The sequence below is a fragment of the Streptomyces sp. NPDC005181 genome, assembly GCF_040608395.1.
Taxonomy (GTDB): Bacteria; Actinomycetota; Actinomycetes; order Streptomycetales; family Streptomycetaceae; genus Streptomyces.
Genome location: NZ_JBEXID010000017.1, coordinates 27,281 through 44,235, shown reverse-complemented (window position 1 = coordinate 44,235; position 16,955 = coordinate 27,281). Strand labels below are relative to the sequence as shown.

Genomic DNA, 16,955 nt, shown 5'->3' with positions numbered 1-16,955 from the left:
GTAAGGAGAATTCTCTTGTCCAGGGATACCCGGTGGAACGCGCTGCTGGAGCTGGTCGGGAAGCACGGCAGGGTGGAGGTCGAGGACGCCGCGACGACGCTGGATGTCTCGGCCGCGACCATCCGTCGTGACCTGGACCAGCTTGCCGAGCAGCAGCTGCTCACCCGTACCCGCGGTGGCGCCGTCGCGCACGGGGTCTCGTACGAGCTGGCACTGCGCTACAAGACGGGACGCCACGCCCCGGAGAAGCAGGCCATCGGCCGCGCCGTGTCCGAACTCGTGGCCGTGGGCGAGGTGGTGGGACTGACGGGTGGCACCACGATCACCGAGGTCGCCCGCTCGCTGGCCGTGCGCTCCGACCTTGTCGGCGACACCGGCCCCGGGATGGGGGGCCAGCCGACGCTGACGGTGGTGACCAACGCCCTCAACATCGCCAATGAGCTGGTGATCCGGCCGCAGATAAAGATCGTGGTGACCGGAGGCGTGGCCCGGCCTCAGTCGTACGAGCTCACCGGCCCGCTGGCCAGCGGCGTGCTGGGCGAAATCACTCTGGACGTCGCCGTACTGGGCGTCAATGCGATCGACACCGAGCGCGGGGCGTACGTCCACCACGAGGGCGAGGCCAGCATCAACCGGCTGCTCGCCGAGCAGGCGCAGCGGGTGGTCGTGGCCGCAGACTCCTCGAAGATCGGCAAGCGGGCCTTCGCCCGGGTCTGCGATCTCAGCCAGGTCGATTTCCTGGTCACCGACACCGGCATCACCCCCGACGCGAAGGCCCGCTTCACCGAGGCCGGCGTCACCGTCATCGCTGTGTGACGGTGACACCGGTCCGTCCGGCGAGGATGCCGTCGCGCAGGATCAGCTGCGGGGCGCGGTCCACCGCTGGTCCGCCTTGCCGGTGCAGTCGCGCAGCTCCACGCGGTGCCCGGTTGCGTGACCGCCCGGCGTGTACAGGCACTTGGCCGGTCGCGTCGTTCACGATCGAGCCGTGTGCGCCGTACGCCCAGGTCGTCAGCGGCCCCGGGGTGCCCGGCCGCGGTAGTGGACACTTCCTGGTCCGGCCTCAAGTGGCAGTGCCTCGACGGCACTTCCGGCGATGCGGCCGAGCCGGCCGAGCCGGCCGAGGCTGGGCGCAGCATGCGGGGCATGCGGGTCCGCCCATCTCTGCTTGAAAATGTTGGAACAGGCACCGTCGGTGCAAGTTTGAACGCGTTGAGCATTCTGTGGTGAACCCGCTGATAAGAGACTTGGCCATCTCATTAGGGCGCTTTCGCACTCCCACCGCGCCTCTGCCGCGCCGGACTTCGGGCGCCAACGGGCTTAAAGCGGATGTCCCCGCTGCTATTTCTATGTCTATAAATACTTGATACCTCATCAAAAAGAACAACTCTTGCCATCTAGACGCACCGTCGTGAACTATGTGGTGTGTGTCGTGAGCGACACCGTCCTCGACGTCGTCGATGTCAGCACGCCGACCGGACCCGCACCACCGGACTGCTGCTCCAGAAGGCCGCGCACGACATCGACGTCCTGCACTGGCTGGCCGGCGGCTACACCCGCCGGGTCAACGCCCTCGGCGATCTCCTCGTCTACGGCGACCTGCCGCGCCGCGAGGCGGACACCCCGCGGCCGGACAACTGGCTGCGGGAGTTCGACTGGCCGCCGACGGCCCGCAAGGACCTGCACCACATCGTGGACGTCGAGGACGTCTCGGTGATGAACATGCAGCTCGACAACGGCGTCGTGGCCGCGTACCAGCAGTGCCACTTCACCCCGGACTGCTGGCGCAACTACACCGTCATCGGCACCGAGGGGCGGCTGGAGAACTTCGGCGACAGCCCGGGTGACGAGGTCAAGGTCTGGAACACCGGCCCCAGCGGTTACCGCGCCGAGGCCGATATCACCTACCGGGTGCCGGAGGCGTACGGCTCGTACGGCGGCGGGGACAGCCGGATCATGGCGGAGTTCTGCCGGTTCATCCGCGACGGCGGCGTCACCGACACCTCTCCGGTCGCCGCCCGGATGAGTGTCGCCGCCGGTGTGCTCGCGACCCGCTCTCTGCGTGAGGGCGGTGCACCGTACGACGTGCCGGGTCTCGACCCCGAGTTGATCGCGTACTTCGAACGCGGTCAGGTTCGCGAGTGAGACCCGTCGGACAGGGCCGAAGCCCTGTCCGACAACGACAGCCAGGCATGGGTGAAGGCGGCCGACGCCACCCTGCGGCTGTCCTCCGACTACTGCCTGACTGCGGCCGGTACGGGTAACGGAGCGGCCGTTCTGGTCCGCGACTGTGCCGGTACGGGCACCGGAGGCGCCGTCACGGGCACGGCCAAGCAGTGGACGTACAACACCTCCACGCACGCGCTCGTCAACGAGGCCTCCGGCCGCTGTCTGGATGTTTCGGGGAGCGACAGCACCAGAGTGGGACCGCACTCGATCTCTGGGACTGCCACGGCGGCGCCAACCAGCAGTGGACGGTGCCCGCCACGTACTGACCACTCCCGGCCACGATGTCGAGGAGGCCTCCGGGGGCAGCGCTGTCCGGCGCTGTCACCGGGGATCCCTCCAGCGTCTGTTTTCAGCCATGCTCGGTGGGTAATCGACGCATTCCGGTGCGGCGACCACTCGATCGGCCGTCGCCGCGGTACGTGACGCCGGCGGGCGAATTGAACCGATTATCCGGAAGGTGTCGTACGGAGGCGCCGGAGGCCGGTCTCGCACCGTCACCGCCGCACTGTCACCGGCAGGCATGACCGTCGATTTTGCGCCAACCAGGACGCCCGGCGGCCGGGCTCGAACGCGCGGCCGGATCGGGGTCGGCATAATCGCGTCCATGTCGATCACGGGTGGAGATTTCGTCGAGCTGGGGCGGGACCTGTACGCGTGGCTCCCGCCGAAACGCGGATGGGGCCTCGCCAACTGCGGTCTGCTCACCTCGCCGCGTGGCGCGATCTGGATCGATACCCCGTACGACCCGGTACTCGCCGGCCAGTTCCTGGCCGAGTCCACGAAGCGACTGCCCGACGGTGTTTCCATCGACCGGGTGATCGTCACCCACGCCAACGGGGACCACTTCTGGGGCGCGGGCGTGCTCCCGGACGCCGAGATCATCGCGACCCGCGAGGCCCGGGAACACATCCACTACGAACCCACGCCGAAGCAGCAGCACGCGCTCGTGCAGGGAAGCGATTCGGCCACCGCGCTCGGCGCATACCTCAAGCGCCACTTCGGCACGTTCGACTGGTCGCAGACCGAACCCGTGCAGCCGACCACATACTTCACCGGGGAGCTCGAACTGACCCTGGGGGAGTACCCGGTCCAGGTGTCGGCCCTGCCCGCCGCCCACACCACGGGCGACCTGATCGTGCACCTGCCCGCGCAGCGCACCGTGTTCAGCGGCGACGTCATCTTCGCCTCCACACCGCAGCAGCCGGGCGACCACCCGGTGCACTGGGCGGGCCCCCTCTCCCAGGTGATCGCGGCCTGTGAACAGGTGCTGGCCACCGGTGCCGAGACCGTCGTCCCCGGCCACGGTCCGGTCCTCGACCCGGCAGGGGTGCGCGCTCACATCGGCTACCTCGAGTACGTACGGGATCGCGCACACGCCCTCCACGCGGCCGGGGTGCCTGCGCTGGAGGCGGCCCGCCGGGTGATCGGCGAGCGGCGCCACCCCGAACTCGGCCTGGCCGAACGGCTCGTGGTGACCATCGGCAGCGAGTACCGGCAGCTCGACGGTTCCGAACTGCCCAGCGTGCTGCAGGTGATGACCGATGTCGCCGTTGTCGCCGAAGAAGTCGCCTCTGCAGAACTCTCCGCTCAAGAAGGGGAGTAGTCCCGTGGGGCAGCAGGCCGCGCGGGGTGACAGCCGGATCTCCCGCCGCCCGGGCAGGGAGACGGCCCCGACAACAGAAATGCGGTGACGGCATGGCATGGATCGTGGCGCTGATCGCCGTCGTCGCTGCCGTGACGGCCGTGGTCCGCTCCCAGAACGCGGCCCGTGACGCCCATGTGGCGTGGACCCGCGTCGAGCTGGCCGAACGTCAGGCAAAGGCGGCCGATGCCCGCACGGTCGCCCTCACCGACGAGATCCGGCAGCTCGCCCAGAAGCGGATACCCGCTGCCGCGCTCGCCCTCTCCCACCCCAGCGCGCCGGTGCCCGGCCTGCGCGAGGCGGCCGAGGTCGACGGCGGCTCCGCACGGCTGCTGACCGAGGCGGTTCAGGCCGCCCGAGCCGCGGTCATCGAGGAGCGGCAGCGCGTCGACGCCGCCGCCCGCGCGGCGATGCGCGGCACCTCCGCCAAGATCCAGTCCCTGCTCAACCAGTCCCAGCAACTGCTGCACGAACTTCAGCACGAGTACGACGACCCGCGGATCCTGCAGCTGGACTTCCGTAACGAACTGGCGCTGCGCCGCACCCAGGCCACCGCGGTGCTCTGCGACGCCTGGCCGGGGCTGGCCCGGCAGAGCTCGCCGCTCGTCGAGATCGTGCTCGGCGCCCAGTCCCGCGTCGCCGGCTACGAACGCATCAAGGTCGCCAACCATCTGCGCGACGAGTGGCTCGCCGTCGTCGCCCGAGCCGCCGAACCTCTCGCGATCGCCCTCGCCGAGCTGCTGGCCAACGCCACCGCGTACTCGCACCCCGACACCGACGTCCAGGTGACGGTCCAGCAGAGCGGCGGCCGCGGTGCCTTCCTGGTGGTCGACGACGCGGGCATCGGCATGGATGACGAGGCGCTCGAACGGGCCCGCACCCTGCTGGTGGGCCCCTCCGAAGTGCTCCTGACCGAGCTGGGTGATCCGCCGCAGACCGGCTTCGCCGTCGTCGGCCGGCTGGTCGTTCAGTACGGCCTCAGCTGCCACATCGAGCCCTCGCCGTTCGGCGGGATGCGCACGATACTGCGGGTCCCCGCCCACCTCCTGACGGTGCTGGAGGACGACCGCAGCCTTTCCGCCCTCGCCCCGAAGCCGGTGCCCACGCACACCGCCACCACGTCCGATGCCGAGCCGGAACCTGCTGCCGAGCCGGAATCCGACACCGAGGAGCGGGGCGGACTGCCCAGCCGGCGCCGCCGCGCACCCCGCCCGGCACCCGTAGGGTCCGCGTCCGCCGCCGTGACTTCGGCCGGCCCACCGGTGCCCCGTACCCCCGAACAGGCCGAGGCGTCGTGGGCGGCACTCCAGCAGGGCACGCTCAGCGGCCGCAGTGCCCCCGCGTCACTGGAAGCGGAACGCCATGACACCAACGACGGCCAGGACGACCGGAACGACCAAGGAGACGACGAGACGTGAGCACCCGTACCCCCACCACCGGTGACCTCGCATGGGTGCTGACCCCGCTGCTGGAACTGCCCGGAGTGCAGCACGCCGTGGTCGCCACCGGCGACGGCCTCGTCGAAGGGGCCTCACCCGGACTGGACCGCGCCTCCGGCGAGCGGGTCGCCGCCATGACCGCCACCCTGCACGCCGCGGCCCGGGCCTTCACCACCGCGTTCACCGATGTCGAGGTGCCGCAGCTGGCCCAGACGGTCGTCGAATCCGACCAGGGCTTCGCCATCGTCGTCCCGGCCGGGAAGAACACCACGCTCGCCCTGTTCGCGGAACCCGGGGCCAAGCTCGGCGACATCGCATACCAGATGCAGGTGCAGGTCACCGCGCTGACCCGGGCGATGAACGCACCCGCCCGCCGACCGGACACCGCCCCCCGGCCATGACCCCTGGTCCAGGACGCCGTCTGATCCCCGCCTACCTGGTCACCGGTGGCCGGGCCCGGCCCACCGGCCCCGCACTCGACCGGCTCGCCGTGCTCGTACGCACCGACTCGGTCCTGCCCGATGACACCGGCTCGGAACAGCGCAGCCTGTGCGCGCTGCTCGAACCCGGCGCCCTCAGCGTCGTCGAGTGCGCGGCCCACCTGGACCTTCCGGTCAGCGCCACCGTCTTCCTGGCCACGGACCTCGCGGCCGCCGGACATCTGCACACCCGACCGCCGATCCCCAGCGCCGGGGAGATCGACCGGTCGCTCGTCGAGAGGCTGCTCGTTGGACTCCGCTCCCTCCACTGACCGGACCGGCATCGGCTATCTGCCGCATGCCGACCAGACCCTGATGAAGCTCGTCGTCACGGGTCCCTTCGGCGTGGGCAAGACGACCCTGATCCGTACGCTGTCGGAGATACCCACGCTCCACACCGAAGAGGTGATGACCCAGTCCAGCACCCATCTCGACGACACCGCGGGACTGCCGGACAAGACCACCACCACGGTCGCCGTCGACTTCGGCCGGCTCACCGTCCTCGACGACCTGGTGCTCTATATGTTCGGCACCCCCGGCCAGGAACGGTTCTTCCCACTCTGGGAGGACATCGCGCGCGGCGCCCTCGGCGCTCTCGTGCTGGTCGACACCCGCCGGCTCGGCGACTCCTTCGCCGTCATGGACATGGTCGAGGAGCAGGGGCTGCCGTACGCCGTCGCCGTCAACCGCTTCCCGGACGCCCCCGCCCACCCCGACGAGGTGCTGCGCAAACACCTCGATCTCCACCCCGGCACCCCCCTGCTGCAGTGCGACGCCCGCGAACGCCGCGGCAGCATCGACGCCCTGATCGCCCTCGCCGAGCACGTGCTGACCCGCCTGCCCCAGCCTCAGGACCCGTCATGACACCTCCCGTGGCCTCCGTGCGCTCCGTACAGCCGCCGCAGCCGCTCGCGCTGTACGGTCCGGACTTCGCCGCCGATCCGCACGGCCACTACCGGCGGCTGCGGGCGCACGGCCCGCTCGCCCCGGTCCGGATCGCCGCCGGCGTCGACGCCCTGCTGGTCACCGACTACCAGGCGGCCGTCGATCTGCTGCGCGACACCCACACCTTCACCAAGGACCCCCGGGCGTGGCAGGCCACGGTTCCCGCCGACTCGCCGGTCCTGCCCATGCTCGGCTACCGGCCGACGGCACTCTTCAGCGACGGCGACGTGCACGCCCGCTACCGCGACGCCATCAACGACGGCCTTGCCATGATCGAGCCGCACATCCTGCGGGCCGAGGTCGCCCGCGTCGCCCGCCGGCTCATCCGGGAGTTCGCCGCCTCCGGCAGCGGTGACCTTGTCGCCCAGTACGCGCGACGGCTCCCGCTGCACGTCTTCACCACGTGGTTCGGCGTAGCCACCGAGGACCGCGACCGGATCGTCGACGGCATCGGCGGCATGTTCAACTCCGCGGATGACGCCGCCGCCGCGTACGCCGATCTTGTCACCGTCGTCACCGGTCTCGTCGCCGACCGTCGCGCCCGGCCCCGCCGCGACCTCACCTCGTACTTCCTCGGCCACCCGGCCGGTCTCGACAACGACGAGACTGTGCGTCAGATCACGCTGGTGATGAGCGCGGGCCACGACCCGACGACCAATCTGATCGGCAACGCGCTGCTGCACATGCTCACCGACGCGCGCTACGCCGGCTCGCTGCAACGCGGCGCGATGACGGCCCACGAGGCCATCAACGAGGTCCTCTGGCAGGACCCGCCGCTGGCCAATCTGGCCGCGCACTACCCACGCCACGACACCGAGTTCCACGGCGTCCGGCTGCGCGCCGGACAGTTGCTCCTGGTCTCCTACGCGGCGGCCAACACCCAGTCCGCGCCCGCCCTTTCGGACCCCGGCGTGCGCTCCGGCGGCAGCGCCCATCTGGCCTGGTCGGCGGGGCCGCACCGGTGTCCGGCGAAGCAGCCGGCGCTGCTCATCGCGATGACCGCGATCGAGCAGCTGACCAGCCAGCTGTGCGATGCGGAATTGGCTATTCCGGCGAGCGAACTGATGTGGCGGCCCGGTCCCTTCCATCGCGCGCTGGTGCATCTCCCGGTCCGTTTCACCCCGCTCGACATGACCCCGGACGCGGAGCCCGCGGGCCCGCCGGAGGTGTCGATCGGCGACTGACCCGTGTCGCTGGTACGCCGAACGGGTGAGGGGCGAGAGAATTGCCCGATGAACAGCGAGCGCAGCCGGCGCAACGCCGACCGATGCACAGACGGAGTGGTCCGGTGAGCAGATACGACAGGTACGACGTCACGGACGAGCAGTGGGAGGGGCTGGCCCAGGTCGTACCGCTGCGCAGCCGCAACGAGTGGCCGTCCCGGGTCGACCACCGCACGGTCCCCGACGACCACGGGACCGCCGAACAGCGCCGCCTGGTCGTGCTGCGGGTGCAGGTCTTCGCGGACGCGCGGGAGGTGGCCGAGTACCTGGTCGCACAGATCCCCGTGCTGCTCGATCTGACCACTGCCGAGACCGATGTGGCCAAGCGGATCCTGGACTTCACCAGTGGTGTGGTCTTCGGGCTGGGCAGCGGAATGCACCGGGTCGACCGGAACGTCTTCTTGCTGTCGCCGGTCGGCATGGAGGTCGAGGGGGTTGCGGCGGCGGGCGTACCCCGATCGTAGGAAGGTCCACCCGGCGGAACGGTTCGCCGGTCGGTGGCGTGCGTACGGTCCGCTCATGACTGCACTCTGTCCGGGGGCCACTCCGCTGCCGCCCGCTGCCCCCGATGTCCGTTCCGAACCGATGTCCGCCCCCCGGGGTGCCCGTTCCGCCGGCCCCGTCGTGACCGAACTGCGGCTCTCCGCCTTCGCCTCGCACCAGGGCACCGTCCTCCCGATCGGGCCGCTCACGCTGTTCGCCGGGGCCGCCGGCAGCGGCAAGTCCACCGCGCTGCGGGCCTATGAGGCACTGGCCCGGCTGGGGGCCGGGGACCCCCTCGCCGAGGTGTTCCCGGACCCGGCGGCGTACGTACCCGAGCGGGCCGGGGCCGATGCGCAGGGCCGCCGCGGCTTCCGGATCGGCTGCACGGCGGACGGCCCGGCCGGTCCGGTCCGGCTCGATCTCGCCGTCCAGGTCGAACCCACCCTCCGGATCGTCGGCGAACGGCTGACCGGCGGCGGCGAGACCCTGCTCACCACCGCGCTGCGGGATCCCGGGCGTTCGACGGTCCAGGCCGCCTGGCACACGGCAGGCGCGGTCCCGGTGACCCGCGCACCACTGCCGGACGACGTGCTCGGTACGGCGCTGCTGCCGCTGCGGGTCGCGGGAACGACCGACGGACAGTTAAGGGTCCTGGCCGCCGCCGAACAGATGGTGGTGGCCCTGCGGTCGGTCTTCGCTTGCGAACCGCAGCCGCAGCGGATGCGGGCGCCCGTGCCGAGCGGCGAGGACCGGCTGCGCCGCGGCTGCGACAACCTGGCGGCGGTGCTGGAACGAACGCATACCCAGTGCGGCCAGCGGCATGCCCGCCTCGTCGCTGCGGCCGGTGGCGGATGCGCGGGGACGGTGACGGGGCTGGGCGTCGAGCGGCTCGCGAACGGGACGGTGCGTGCCCTGGTCGAGCGCGACGGCGGGCACCGCACCCCCGTCGGGCGGCTCGGTGACGGCGAGTTGAGGTATCTCGCGCTGGCCCTGGTGCTGCTCACCGGACCCGGGGTGCTGGCCATGGAGGCCGCGGGGGAGGTGCCTTCGGCCCTGCAGACCCTCACTGTGCTGGCCGACGGACTCGACCGGGACCTGGACGGACGGCAGCTGCGTCGGCTGCTGGCCCTGGCGGCGTCGATCGGCGCGGCCGGACACCTCAGGCTGGTGGGCACGGTTGCGGAGGCGGCCGCCACCGAGGCCCGCGGGGCGGCAGGTGTGACGGTGGTAGACCTGGAACCGTGACAGAACTTGATGTGCAGACACTGCAGCGACGGCTCGCCGCGTTCGCGGCCGAACGGGACTGGGAGCAGTACCACACCCCGAAGAACCTGGCGGCGGCACTGAGCGTCGAGGCGTCCGAACTGGTCGAGATCTTCCAGTGGTTGACGCCCGAGCAGTCGGCGCGGGTGATGGAGAAGCCCGAGACGGCGCATCGGGTGGCGGACGAAGTCGCGGATGTGCTCGCGTATTTGTTGCAGTTCTGCGAGGTGCTGGGCATCGATGCGCTGGCGGCGCTGGCGGAGAAGATCGACCGGAACGAGGCGCGCTTTCCGGTTCCGGAGCGGCCGGAACCCCAAGATCGTCACTCTTCGGAGTGATCGATTTATCCACAATCGACTTCGTGTCCACAGATTTCCGAAATCCCCTGGCCTTTCGGTGCCACTCCCCTCACTGTGGGTAATGGATGAGGTGAGCGGGTTTTCGTACGGACGGGGGCAACGCATGGAAGCGGAGCGGCTCATAGGGGTAAGCCGGCGAGCTCTGGCGCAGAGCCGGGGCACGCCGTCCATCATGGCGGAGGCCTGGCAGGCCCAGGCGCTGGCCCAGGCGATCGGCGACCGGCTGGCGGCGAGCGGGCCGAAGGAGCTGCGCGGCGAGGCGCGCGGGCTCAGTGAGATCGGAGGGAGGGGCAGCGGGGCACCCGATCATCCGGTGGTGCGGACCGGTGTGGCACGGGCGGCTCAGCTTTCCGAGGTCGCCGATCCGCGCGCGACGTTGACCGGTCTCGGCGCGCTGCTCGGGGAAGTGGGGATGGCCCTCGTCGCGGTGGCCTGCGACACCGACGAGGAGAGTCTCTACTGGCAGTGCATAGAGGCGATCGACGCCACGGACGAGTCGCTGGACCGGGTGCACGGGATGCTCCGGCGTCTTTCGGAGCAGGACCGGGAGCGGCAGCACGATCTGGAGCGAGGGAGAGGGCGGGACGGACCGCGCGGTGCGGTCCGCGGATCGGCAGGCTCGGCGGCGGCGGGCCAGCCGTGACCGCCCCCACAGGCACACCCGACCGCACCTGACCGCACCCGAACGACCGTGTGCGGCCCCGCCACCGGGCCGCACACGCAGTGAGAGGAGGAAGGACCGGCGTTCGGAGGTGCAGGATGGATCCATGGATCTTCGAATCTTCACCGAGCCCCAGCAAGGGGCGAGCTACGACACTCTGCTCACTGTCGCCAAGGCTGCCGAGGACCTCGGCTTCGATGCGTTCTACCGTTCCGACCATTACCTCCGCATGGGGACGGGGGACGGGCTGCCCGGCCCCACCGACGCCTGGATCACCCTGGCCGGGCTGGCGCGCGAGACCAAGCGGATCCGGCTCGGCACGCTGATGACCGCGGGGACCTTCCGGCTCCCCGGTGTCCTCGCGATCCAGGTCGCCCAGGTCGACCAGATGTCCGGCGGCCGGGTCGAACTCGGCCTGGGCGCAGGCTGGTTCGAGGAGGAGCACAGGGCGTACGGCATCCCGTTCCCCAAGGAGAAGTTCGGCCGGCTGGAGGAGCAGCTGGCGATCGTCACCGGACTCTGGGCGACCGGGGTCGGCGAGAAGTTCAACTACGACGGCAGCTACTACCAGCTCACCGACTCGCCCGCGCTGCCCAAGCCGGCCCAGGCCAAGGTGCCGATCCTGATCGGCGGTCACGGGGCGACGCGTACACCGCGGCTCGCCGCGCAGTACGCGGACGAGTTCAACATCCCGTTCGCCTCGCTGGAGGACAGCGAGAAGCAGTTCGGACGGGTCAGGGAAGCCGCGCAGGCGGCCGGGCGCGGCCCGGACGACCTGGTGTACTCCAACGCCCTGGTGGTCTGTGTCGGCAAGGACGACGCCGAGGTGGCCCGCCGTGCGTCGGTCATCGGCCGCGATGTGGAGGAGCTGAAGGCGAACGGACTTGCGGGCTCGCCCGCCGAGGTGGTCGACAAGATCGGCCGGTACGGCGAGATCGGGTCGTCGCGGATCTACCTCCAAGTCCTCGACCTGGACGACCTGGAGCACCTGGAGCTGATCTCCTCGCAGGTCCAGTCCCAGCTGAAATGACCGGTCCCCACCGAGGTGAACAGGGACAGGTGAACACGAGCGTGAACACGAGTCGCTGAGAGGAGCACCTGTGCAACCCGACCGCCCGCTGGCCGCCGCCCTCGCCGAGTCCACGGTCCTGCTCGACGGAGGTCTCTCCAACCAGCTGGAGGCGCAGGGCTGCGATCTGTCCGACGAGCTGTGGTCGGCCCGGCTTCTGCTCGACGAGGACCAGCAGATCGAGGCCGCGCACCGGGCCTATGTGCGGGCGGGTGCGCAGGTGCTCATCACCTCGGGCTATCAGGCGACGTTCGAGGGATTCGCCCGGCGGGGGATCGGCCGGGCCCGGGCGGCGGAGCTCTTCGCCCGCAGCGTGGAGCTGGCCCGGCGGGCCGGTGGCGCCACGGACCGGGAGATCTGGGTCGCCGCCTCGGTAGGCCCGTACGGGGCGATGCTCGCAGACGGCAGCGAGTACCGCGGGCGGTACGGCCTCTCGGTCCGGGAGCTGGAGCGCTTCCACCGGCCCCGGATCGAGGCGCTGGCCGCCGCCGGACCCGATGTGCTGGCACTGGAGACGGTGCCGGACGTCGACGAGGCCGAGGCACTGCTGCGGGCGGTTGAGGGATGCGGGCTGCCTGTCTGGCTCTCGTACAGCGTGGCGGGGGACCGGACCCGGGCCGGACAGCCGCTGGAGACGGCCTTCGGGCTCGCCGCCGGGCACGAGCGCGTGGTGGCGGTGGGGGTGAACTGCTGCGCTCCGGCCGACGCCGACCGTGCGGTGGAGACGGCGGCGGAGGTGACCGGGAAGCCGGTCGTCGTGTATCCGAACAGCGGTGAGCGGTGGGATGCCGGGGGCCGGGCGTGGACCGGGGGTGCCACCTTCGATCCGGGCCGGGTGCGGGGCTGGCAGGCGGCCGGCGCCCGACTGGTCGGCGGCTGCTGCCGGGTCGGGCCCGGCCCGATCGCGGAACTGGCCGAGCTCCTGGAGACAGAACGGACGGGGCGGACAGGACAGACAGGAGGGCCGGCAGGGGCAGGAGAGCCCGGAGGAACAGCAGAACCGTAGACATCAACAAAATGCCTGGTGGGAGGCGAGTGAACCGGACCATACTCGGACGTGTGTTCCTGACAATCAGTACGACCGGCACGCCGGAGCGACCCGCCACCGACCTCGGCTTCCTGCTGCACAAGCACCCGGATAAGGCACAGAAGTTCTCCACGTCCCACGGCGCGGCGCATGTCTTCTACCCCGAGGCATCCGCCGAGCGCTGCACGGCCGCGCTGTTGCTGGAGGTGGATCCGGTGGCGCTGGTGCGGCGCGGCAAGGGAAAGGGCCGGGGCGGCGCCCCCGACGCGGCGCTCGCGCAGTACGTCAACGACCGCCCGTACGCGGCGTCCTCACTGCTCTCCGTCGCGATGAGCACTGTGTTCAAGTCAGCTCTGAACGGTGTGTGCCGGGCCCGGCCCGAGCGCGCGGCGGACCCCATGACGCTCAGGATCGAGGTGCCCGCACTCCCCGCGCGCGGCGGTCCGGAGCTCGTCTCGAAGCTCTTCGGGCCGCTCGGCTGGACGAGCGTGGACGCCGTGGCCGTACCACTGGACGAGCAGTTCCCGGAGTGGGGCGACTCGCGGTACGTACGGCTCGTGCTAAAGGGCGAGTTGCGGCTCGCCGAAGCGCTGCGGCAGCTGTACGTCCTGCTGCCGGTGCTCGACGACGCCAAGCACTACTGGGTCGCGCCCGACGAGGTGGACAAGCTGCTGCGGGCCGGTGACGGCTGGCTGGCCGACCACCCCGAGCAGAAGCTGATCACCAGCCGCTATCTGTCCCGGCGCTGGGGGCTGACCCGGCAGGCGATGGAACGGCTGGAGCTGGTGCGGCTCGCCGAGCTGGACGACCTCGCGGTGGAGAGCGTCGACAACGCAGTGGACGAGACGACGGACACCGAGGAGAAGCCGGTGCCGCTCGCCGAGCAGCGGCGCACGGCGATCCTGGAGGCGCTGCACGCCGCCGGGGCGAGCCGGGTGCTCGACCTGGGCTGCGGACAGGGCCAGTTGGTCCAGGCGCTGCTGCGGGACGTGCGCTTCACGGAGATCGTCGGCGTCGATGTCTCGATGCGCGCTCTCACCATCGCCTCGCGCCGCCTGAAGCTCGACCGGATGGGGGAGCGGCAGGCCGGCCGTGTCACGCTGCGGCAGGGCTCGCTCACGTACACCGACAAGCGGCTGGCCGGCTATGACGCGGCGGTGCTCAGCGAGGTCATCGAGCACCTCGATCTGCCGAGGCTGCCCGCGCTGGAGTACGCGGTGTTCGGTGCGGCCCGGCCGCAGACGGTCCTCGTGACGACACCGAACGTCGAGTACAACGTCCGCTGGGAGAGCCTCCCGGCCGGTCATGCGCGCCACGGTGACCACCGCTTCGAGTGGACCAGGGCGGAGTTCCGGGGCTGGGCGCAGGAAGTGGCGCAGCGGCACGGATACGGAGTCGGCTTCGTGCCGGTGGGGCCCGACGACCCCGAGGTGGGGCCGCCCACGCAGATGGCCGTGTTCACGAGGACCGCCGATGACGACACGATGAAGAAGGAGGCGAAGGCAGCATGACCGACAACGGCACCGACACCGAGAAGCACACCGGCGCGCACCGCACGCTGCCGGTGACCGACCTCTCCCTCGTCGTACTCGTCGGGGCCAGCGGTTCCGGCAAGTCCACCTTCGCACGCAGGCACTTCAAGCCCACCGAGATCATCTCCTCGGACTTCTGCCGCGGCCTCGTCGCCGACGACGAGAACGACCAGAGCGCCAGCGGTGACGCCTTCGACGTGCTGCACTACATCGCGGGCAAGCGGCTCGCCGCCGGGCGGCTGACCGTCGTCGACGCCACCAACGTCCAGGCCGAGAGCCGCAGGCAGCTGGTGCAGCTGGCCCGCAGCCACGACGTGCTGCCGATCGCGATCGTGCTCGACCTGCCCGAAGAGGTCTGCCAGGCGCGCAACGCCACCCGCCCCGACCGCGCCGGCATGCCCCGCCATGTTGTCCAGCGCCACCGCCGCGAGCTGCGCCGTTCGCTGCGCGGCCTGGAGCGCGAGGGCTTCCGCAAGGTGCACATCCTGCGCACCGAGGAGGAGGCCGAGCACGCCGAAGTGGTGCTGGAGCGCCGCTACAACGACCTCCGTCATCTCACCGGCCCGTTCGACATCATCGGTGACATCCACGGCTGCAGCTCCGAGCTGGAGTCCCTGCTCGGCAAACTCGGTTATGTCGACGGCGAGCACCCCGAAGGGCGCACGGCGGTCTTCGTCGGCGACCTCGTCGACCGCGGCCCCGACAGCCCCGGGGTGCTGCGCCGCGTCATGTCCATGGTGTCCGCGGGCAACGCCCTGTGCGTGCCGGGGAACCACGAGAACAAGCTGGGGCGCTACCTCAAGGGCCGCAAGGTCCAGCACACCCATGGACTCGCCGAGACCATCGAGCAGTTGGACCGGGAGGACGCGAGGGACCCGGCCTTCCGCGAGCAGGTACGGGAATTCATCGACGGGCTCGTCAGCCACTACGTGCTGGACGACGGCAAGCTGGTCGTCTGCCACGCCGGGCTGCCCGAGAAGTACCACGGACGCACCTCGGGACGGGTCCGCTCGCACGCCCTGTACGGGGACACCACCGGCGAGACCGACGAGTTCGGCCTGCCCGTGCGCTACCCGTGGGCGGAGGAGTACCGCGGCCGCGCAGCCGTGGTCTACGGCCACACCCCCGTGCCCAGCACCTCCTGGGTCAACAACACCCTCTGCCTGGACACCGGTGCGGTCTTCGGCGCGAAGATGACCGCGTTGCGCTGGCCGGAGCGCGAACTCGTCGACGTGCCGGCCGAGAAGGTCTGGTACGAGCCCGCCAAGCCGCTGATCACCGAGGCGCCCGGGGGGCGCGAGGGCCGCCCGCTGGACCTCGCAGATGTGCAGGGCCGCCGGATCGTGGAGACCCGGCACCTGGGCCGCATCTCGGTGCGCGAGGAGAACGCCGCGGCGGCGCTCGAAGTCATGAGCCGGTTCGCCGTCGACCCGCGGCTGCTCGGCTACCTCCCGCCGACCATGGCGCCGACCGCCACCTCCCGCGAGGAAGGCTTCCTGGAGCACCCGGCCGAGGCGTTCGCCCAGTACCGGGCGGACGGCGTCGCCACGGTCGTGTGCGAGGAGAAGCACATGGGCTCACGCGCGGTGGCCCTGGTCTGCCGCGACGCGGAGGCGGCCCGGGAGCGGTTCGGGGTCGAGGGCCCGACCGGGGCGCTGCACACCCGTACCGGACGGCCGTTCCTGGACGATGCAGCCCTGACCGAGGTGATCCTCGGCAGGCTGCGCACGGCCGTCACCTCGGCCGGACTCTGGGAGGAGTGGGACACCGACTGGGTGTTGCTCGACGCCGAGCTGATGCCTTGGTCCCTCAAGGCCGGAGGCCTGCTGCGCTCGCAGTACGCGGCGGTCGGCGCCGCGTCCGGTGCCGTTCTCCCCGAGGCCAACGCGGCTCTGGCGGCAGCGGCGGCCCGCGGTGTCGATGTCGCCGGCCTGGCTGCGCGTCAGCAGGACCGGACAGTCGACGCGGCGGCGTTCACCGACGCCTACCGTCGCTACTGCTGGTCCACCGAGGGCCTCGACGGGGTACGGATCGCCCCGTTCCAGATCCTCGCCGTGCAGGGCCGCTCGCTGGCCTCCGTACCGCACGACGAACAGCTGGCCTGGCTCGACCGGCTGGTGGAGCACGACCCCACCGGCCTGCTCCAGGTCACCCGACGGCTCGTCGTCGACACCGGCGACGAGGCATCGGTCCACGCCGGCATCGACTGGTGGCTCGAGATGACCGGCCGCGGCGGCGAAGGCATGGTCGTCAAACCGCTCGCGGCGCTCGTCCGGGACGAGAAGGGCAGGCTGGTCCAGCCGGGCATCAAGGTGCGCGGCCGGGAGTACCTGCGGATCATCTACGGCCCCGAGTACACGCGTCCGGAGAATCTGGAGCGGCTGCGCTCCCGGTTTCTCGGCCACAAGCGGTCGCTGGCGCTCCGTGAGTACGCCCTCGGGCTGGAGGCGCTGGACCGGCTGGCCGAGGGGGAGCCGCTGTGGCGGGTTCACGAGGCGGTGTTCGCGGTGCTCGCCCTGGAGTCGGAGCCCGTCGACCCACGGCTCTGACCCCAAGGACGAAGGATCAGGTGGCGATTCGCCGGGTGAACGGCGCTCCGCGCGG

The 16,955-nt window shown here is 70.9% G+C and carries 16 protein-coding genes and 1 pseudogene; all 17 read left to right on the top strand.

Annotated features, from left to right (window positions below):
- Positions 1-15 precede the first annotated feature (15 nt).
- The 17 genes and pseudogenes from ABZV38_RS14245 to ABZV38_RS14165 all read left to right on the top strand — a co-directional run bounded on the left by ABZV38_RS14245 (position 16) and on the right by ABZV38_RS14165 (position 16,900).
- Positions 16-816, top strand: a complete 801-nt coding sequence (locus ABZV38_RS14245; RefSeq protein WP_356327090.1) for a DeoR/GlpR family DNA-binding transcription regulator — start codon at positions 16-18, stop codon at positions 814-816.
- A 651-nt stretch (positions 817-1,467) separates the two neighbouring features.
- Positions 1,468-2,145 (top strand): annotated as a pseudogene (locus ABZV38_RS14240) (Gfo/Idh/MocA family oxidoreductase); the annotation flags it as partial.
- A gap of 51 nt (positions 2,146-2,196) precedes the next feature.
- On the top strand, positions 2,197-2,652 hold the full coding sequence (locus ABZV38_RS14235) for a ricin-type beta-trefoil lectin domain protein (protein ID WP_356327089.1): 456 nt from the start codon (positions 2,197-2,199) through the stop codon (positions 2,650-2,652).
- 181 nt (positions 2,653-2,833) lie between these two features.
- Positions 2,834-3,832: an MBL fold metallo-hydrolase gene (locus ABZV38_RS14230; protein ID WP_356327088.1), complete on the top strand. Its 999-nt coding sequence runs from the start codon at positions 2,834-2,836 to the stop codon at positions 3,830-3,832.
- Between the two features lie 92 nt (positions 3,833-3,924).
- Complete coding sequence (locus ABZV38_RS14225; RefSeq protein ID WP_356327087.1) at positions 3,925-5,289, top strand: ATP-binding protein; 1,365 nt, start codon at positions 3,925-3,927, stop codon at positions 5,287-5,289.
- Entirely contained in the window at positions 5,286-5,711 is a 426-nt protein-coding gene (locus ABZV38_RS14220; protein ID WP_356327086.1) for a roadblock/LC7 domain-containing protein, read from the top strand. The genes ABZV38_RS14225 and ABZV38_RS14220 overlap by 4 nt, the downstream gene beginning before the upstream one ends.
- The gene (locus ABZV38_RS14215; RefSeq protein ID WP_356327085.1) at positions 5,708-6,061 is read left to right on the top strand and encodes a DUF742 domain-containing protein; all 354 of its coding nucleotides are present in this window, start codon (positions 5,708-5,710) and stop codon (positions 6,059-6,061) included. Before ABZV38_RS14220 ends, ABZV38_RS14215 begins: the two co-directional genes overlap by 4 nt.
- Positions 6,039-6,653, top strand: coding sequence for an ATP/GTP-binding protein (locus ABZV38_RS14210; RefSeq protein WP_356327084.1), 615 nt, complete (start codon positions 6,039-6,041; stop codon positions 6,651-6,653). The genes ABZV38_RS14215 and ABZV38_RS14210 overlap by 23 nt, the downstream gene beginning before the upstream one ends.
- On the top strand, positions 6,650-7,918 hold the full coding sequence (locus ABZV38_RS14205; RefSeq protein ID WP_356327083.1) for a cytochrome P450: 1,269 nt from the start codon (positions 6,650-6,652) through the stop codon (positions 7,916-7,918). Before ABZV38_RS14210 ends, ABZV38_RS14205 begins: the two co-directional genes overlap by 4 nt.
- Before the next feature lie 104 nt (positions 7,919-8,022).
- A complete protein-coding gene (locus tag ABZV38_RS14200) occupies positions 8,023-8,421 on the top strand; it encodes a cell division protein SepF (protein ID WP_356327082.1) in 399 nt (132 codons plus the stop codon).
- 55 nt (positions 8,422-8,476) lie between these two features.
- Positions 8,477-9,685, top strand: a complete 1,209-nt coding sequence (locus ABZV38_RS14195; protein WP_356327081.1) for an ATP-binding protein — start codon at positions 8,477-8,479, stop codon at positions 9,683-9,685.
- Positions 9,682-10,041: a nucleotide pyrophosphohydrolase gene (locus ABZV38_RS14190; protein ID WP_356327080.1), complete on the top strand. Its 360-nt coding sequence runs from the start codon at positions 9,682-9,684 to the stop codon at positions 10,039-10,041. The genes ABZV38_RS14195 and ABZV38_RS14190 overlap by 4 nt, the downstream gene beginning before the upstream one ends.
- A 124-nt stretch (positions 10,042-10,165) precedes the next feature.
- Positions 10,166-10,705 carry a DUF6099 family protein gene (locus ABZV38_RS14185; RefSeq protein WP_356327079.1) on the top strand — a complete coding sequence of 180 codons (540 nt, stop codon included), beginning with the start codon at positions 10,166-10,168 and terminating at the stop codon, positions 10,703-10,705.
- Between the two features lie 124 nt (positions 10,706-10,829).
- Entirely contained in the window at positions 10,830-11,753 is a 924-nt protein-coding gene (locus ABZV38_RS14180) for an LLM class F420-dependent oxidoreductase (RefSeq protein ID WP_356327078.1), read from the top strand.
- Positions 11,754-11,823: 70 nt separating this feature from the next.
- Positions 11,824-12,798 carry a homocysteine S-methyltransferase gene (gene mmuM, locus ABZV38_RS14175; protein WP_356327077.1) on the top strand — a complete coding sequence of 325 codons (975 nt, stop codon included), beginning with the start codon at positions 11,824-11,826 and terminating at the stop codon, positions 12,796-12,798.
- A gap of 53 nt (positions 12,799-12,851) precedes the next feature.
- A complete protein-coding gene (locus ABZV38_RS14170) occupies positions 12,852-14,330 on the top strand; it encodes a 3' terminal RNA ribose 2'-O-methyltransferase Hen1 (protein ID WP_356327076.1) in 1,479 nt (492 codons plus the stop codon).
- Positions 14,327-16,900 carry a polynucleotide kinase-phosphatase gene (locus ABZV38_RS14165; RefSeq protein WP_356327075.1) on the top strand — a complete coding sequence of 858 codons (2,574 nt, stop codon included), beginning with the start codon at positions 14,327-14,329 and terminating at the stop codon, positions 16,898-16,900. Before ABZV38_RS14170 ends, ABZV38_RS14165 begins: the two co-directional genes overlap by 4 nt.
- Positions 16,901-16,955: the final 55 nt, after the last annotated feature.

What these genes read in the sequence shown, in the direction of transcription:
- ABZV38_RS14230 (WP_356327088.1), top strand. Translation starts at nt 2,834, where the DNA reads ATGTCGATCACGGGTGGAGATTTCGTCGAGCTGGGGCGGGACCTGTAC.
- ABZV38_RS14225 (WP_356327087.1), top strand. Translation starts at nt 3,925, where the DNA reads ATGGCATGGATCGTGGCGCTGATCGCCGTCGTCGCTGCCGTGACGGCC.
- ABZV38_RS14215 (WP_356327085.1), top strand. Translation starts at nt 5,708, where the DNA reads ATGACCCCTGGTCCAGGACGCCGTCTGATCCCCGCCTACCTGGTCACC.
- ABZV38_RS14205 (WP_356327083.1), top strand. Translation starts at nt 6,650, where the DNA reads ATGACACCTCCCGTGGCCTCCGTGCGCTCCGTACAGCCGCCGCAGCCG.
- ABZV38_RS14195 (WP_356327081.1), top strand. Translation starts at nt 8,477, where the DNA reads ATGACTGCACTCTGTCCGGGGGCCACTCCGCTGCCGCCCGCTGCCCCC.
- ABZV38_RS14185 (WP_356327079.1), top strand. Translation starts at nt 10,166, where the DNA reads ATGGAAGCGGAGCGGCTCATAGGGGTAAGCCGGCGAGCTCTGGCGCAG.
- ABZV38_RS14180 (WP_356327078.1), top strand. Translation starts at nt 10,830, where the DNA reads ATGGATCTTCGAATCTTCACCGAGCCCCAGCAAGGGGCGAGCTACGAC.
- ABZV38_RS14165 (WP_356327075.1), top strand. Translation starts at nt 14,327, where the DNA reads ATGACCGACAACGGCACCGACACCGAGAAGCACACCGGCGCGCACCGC.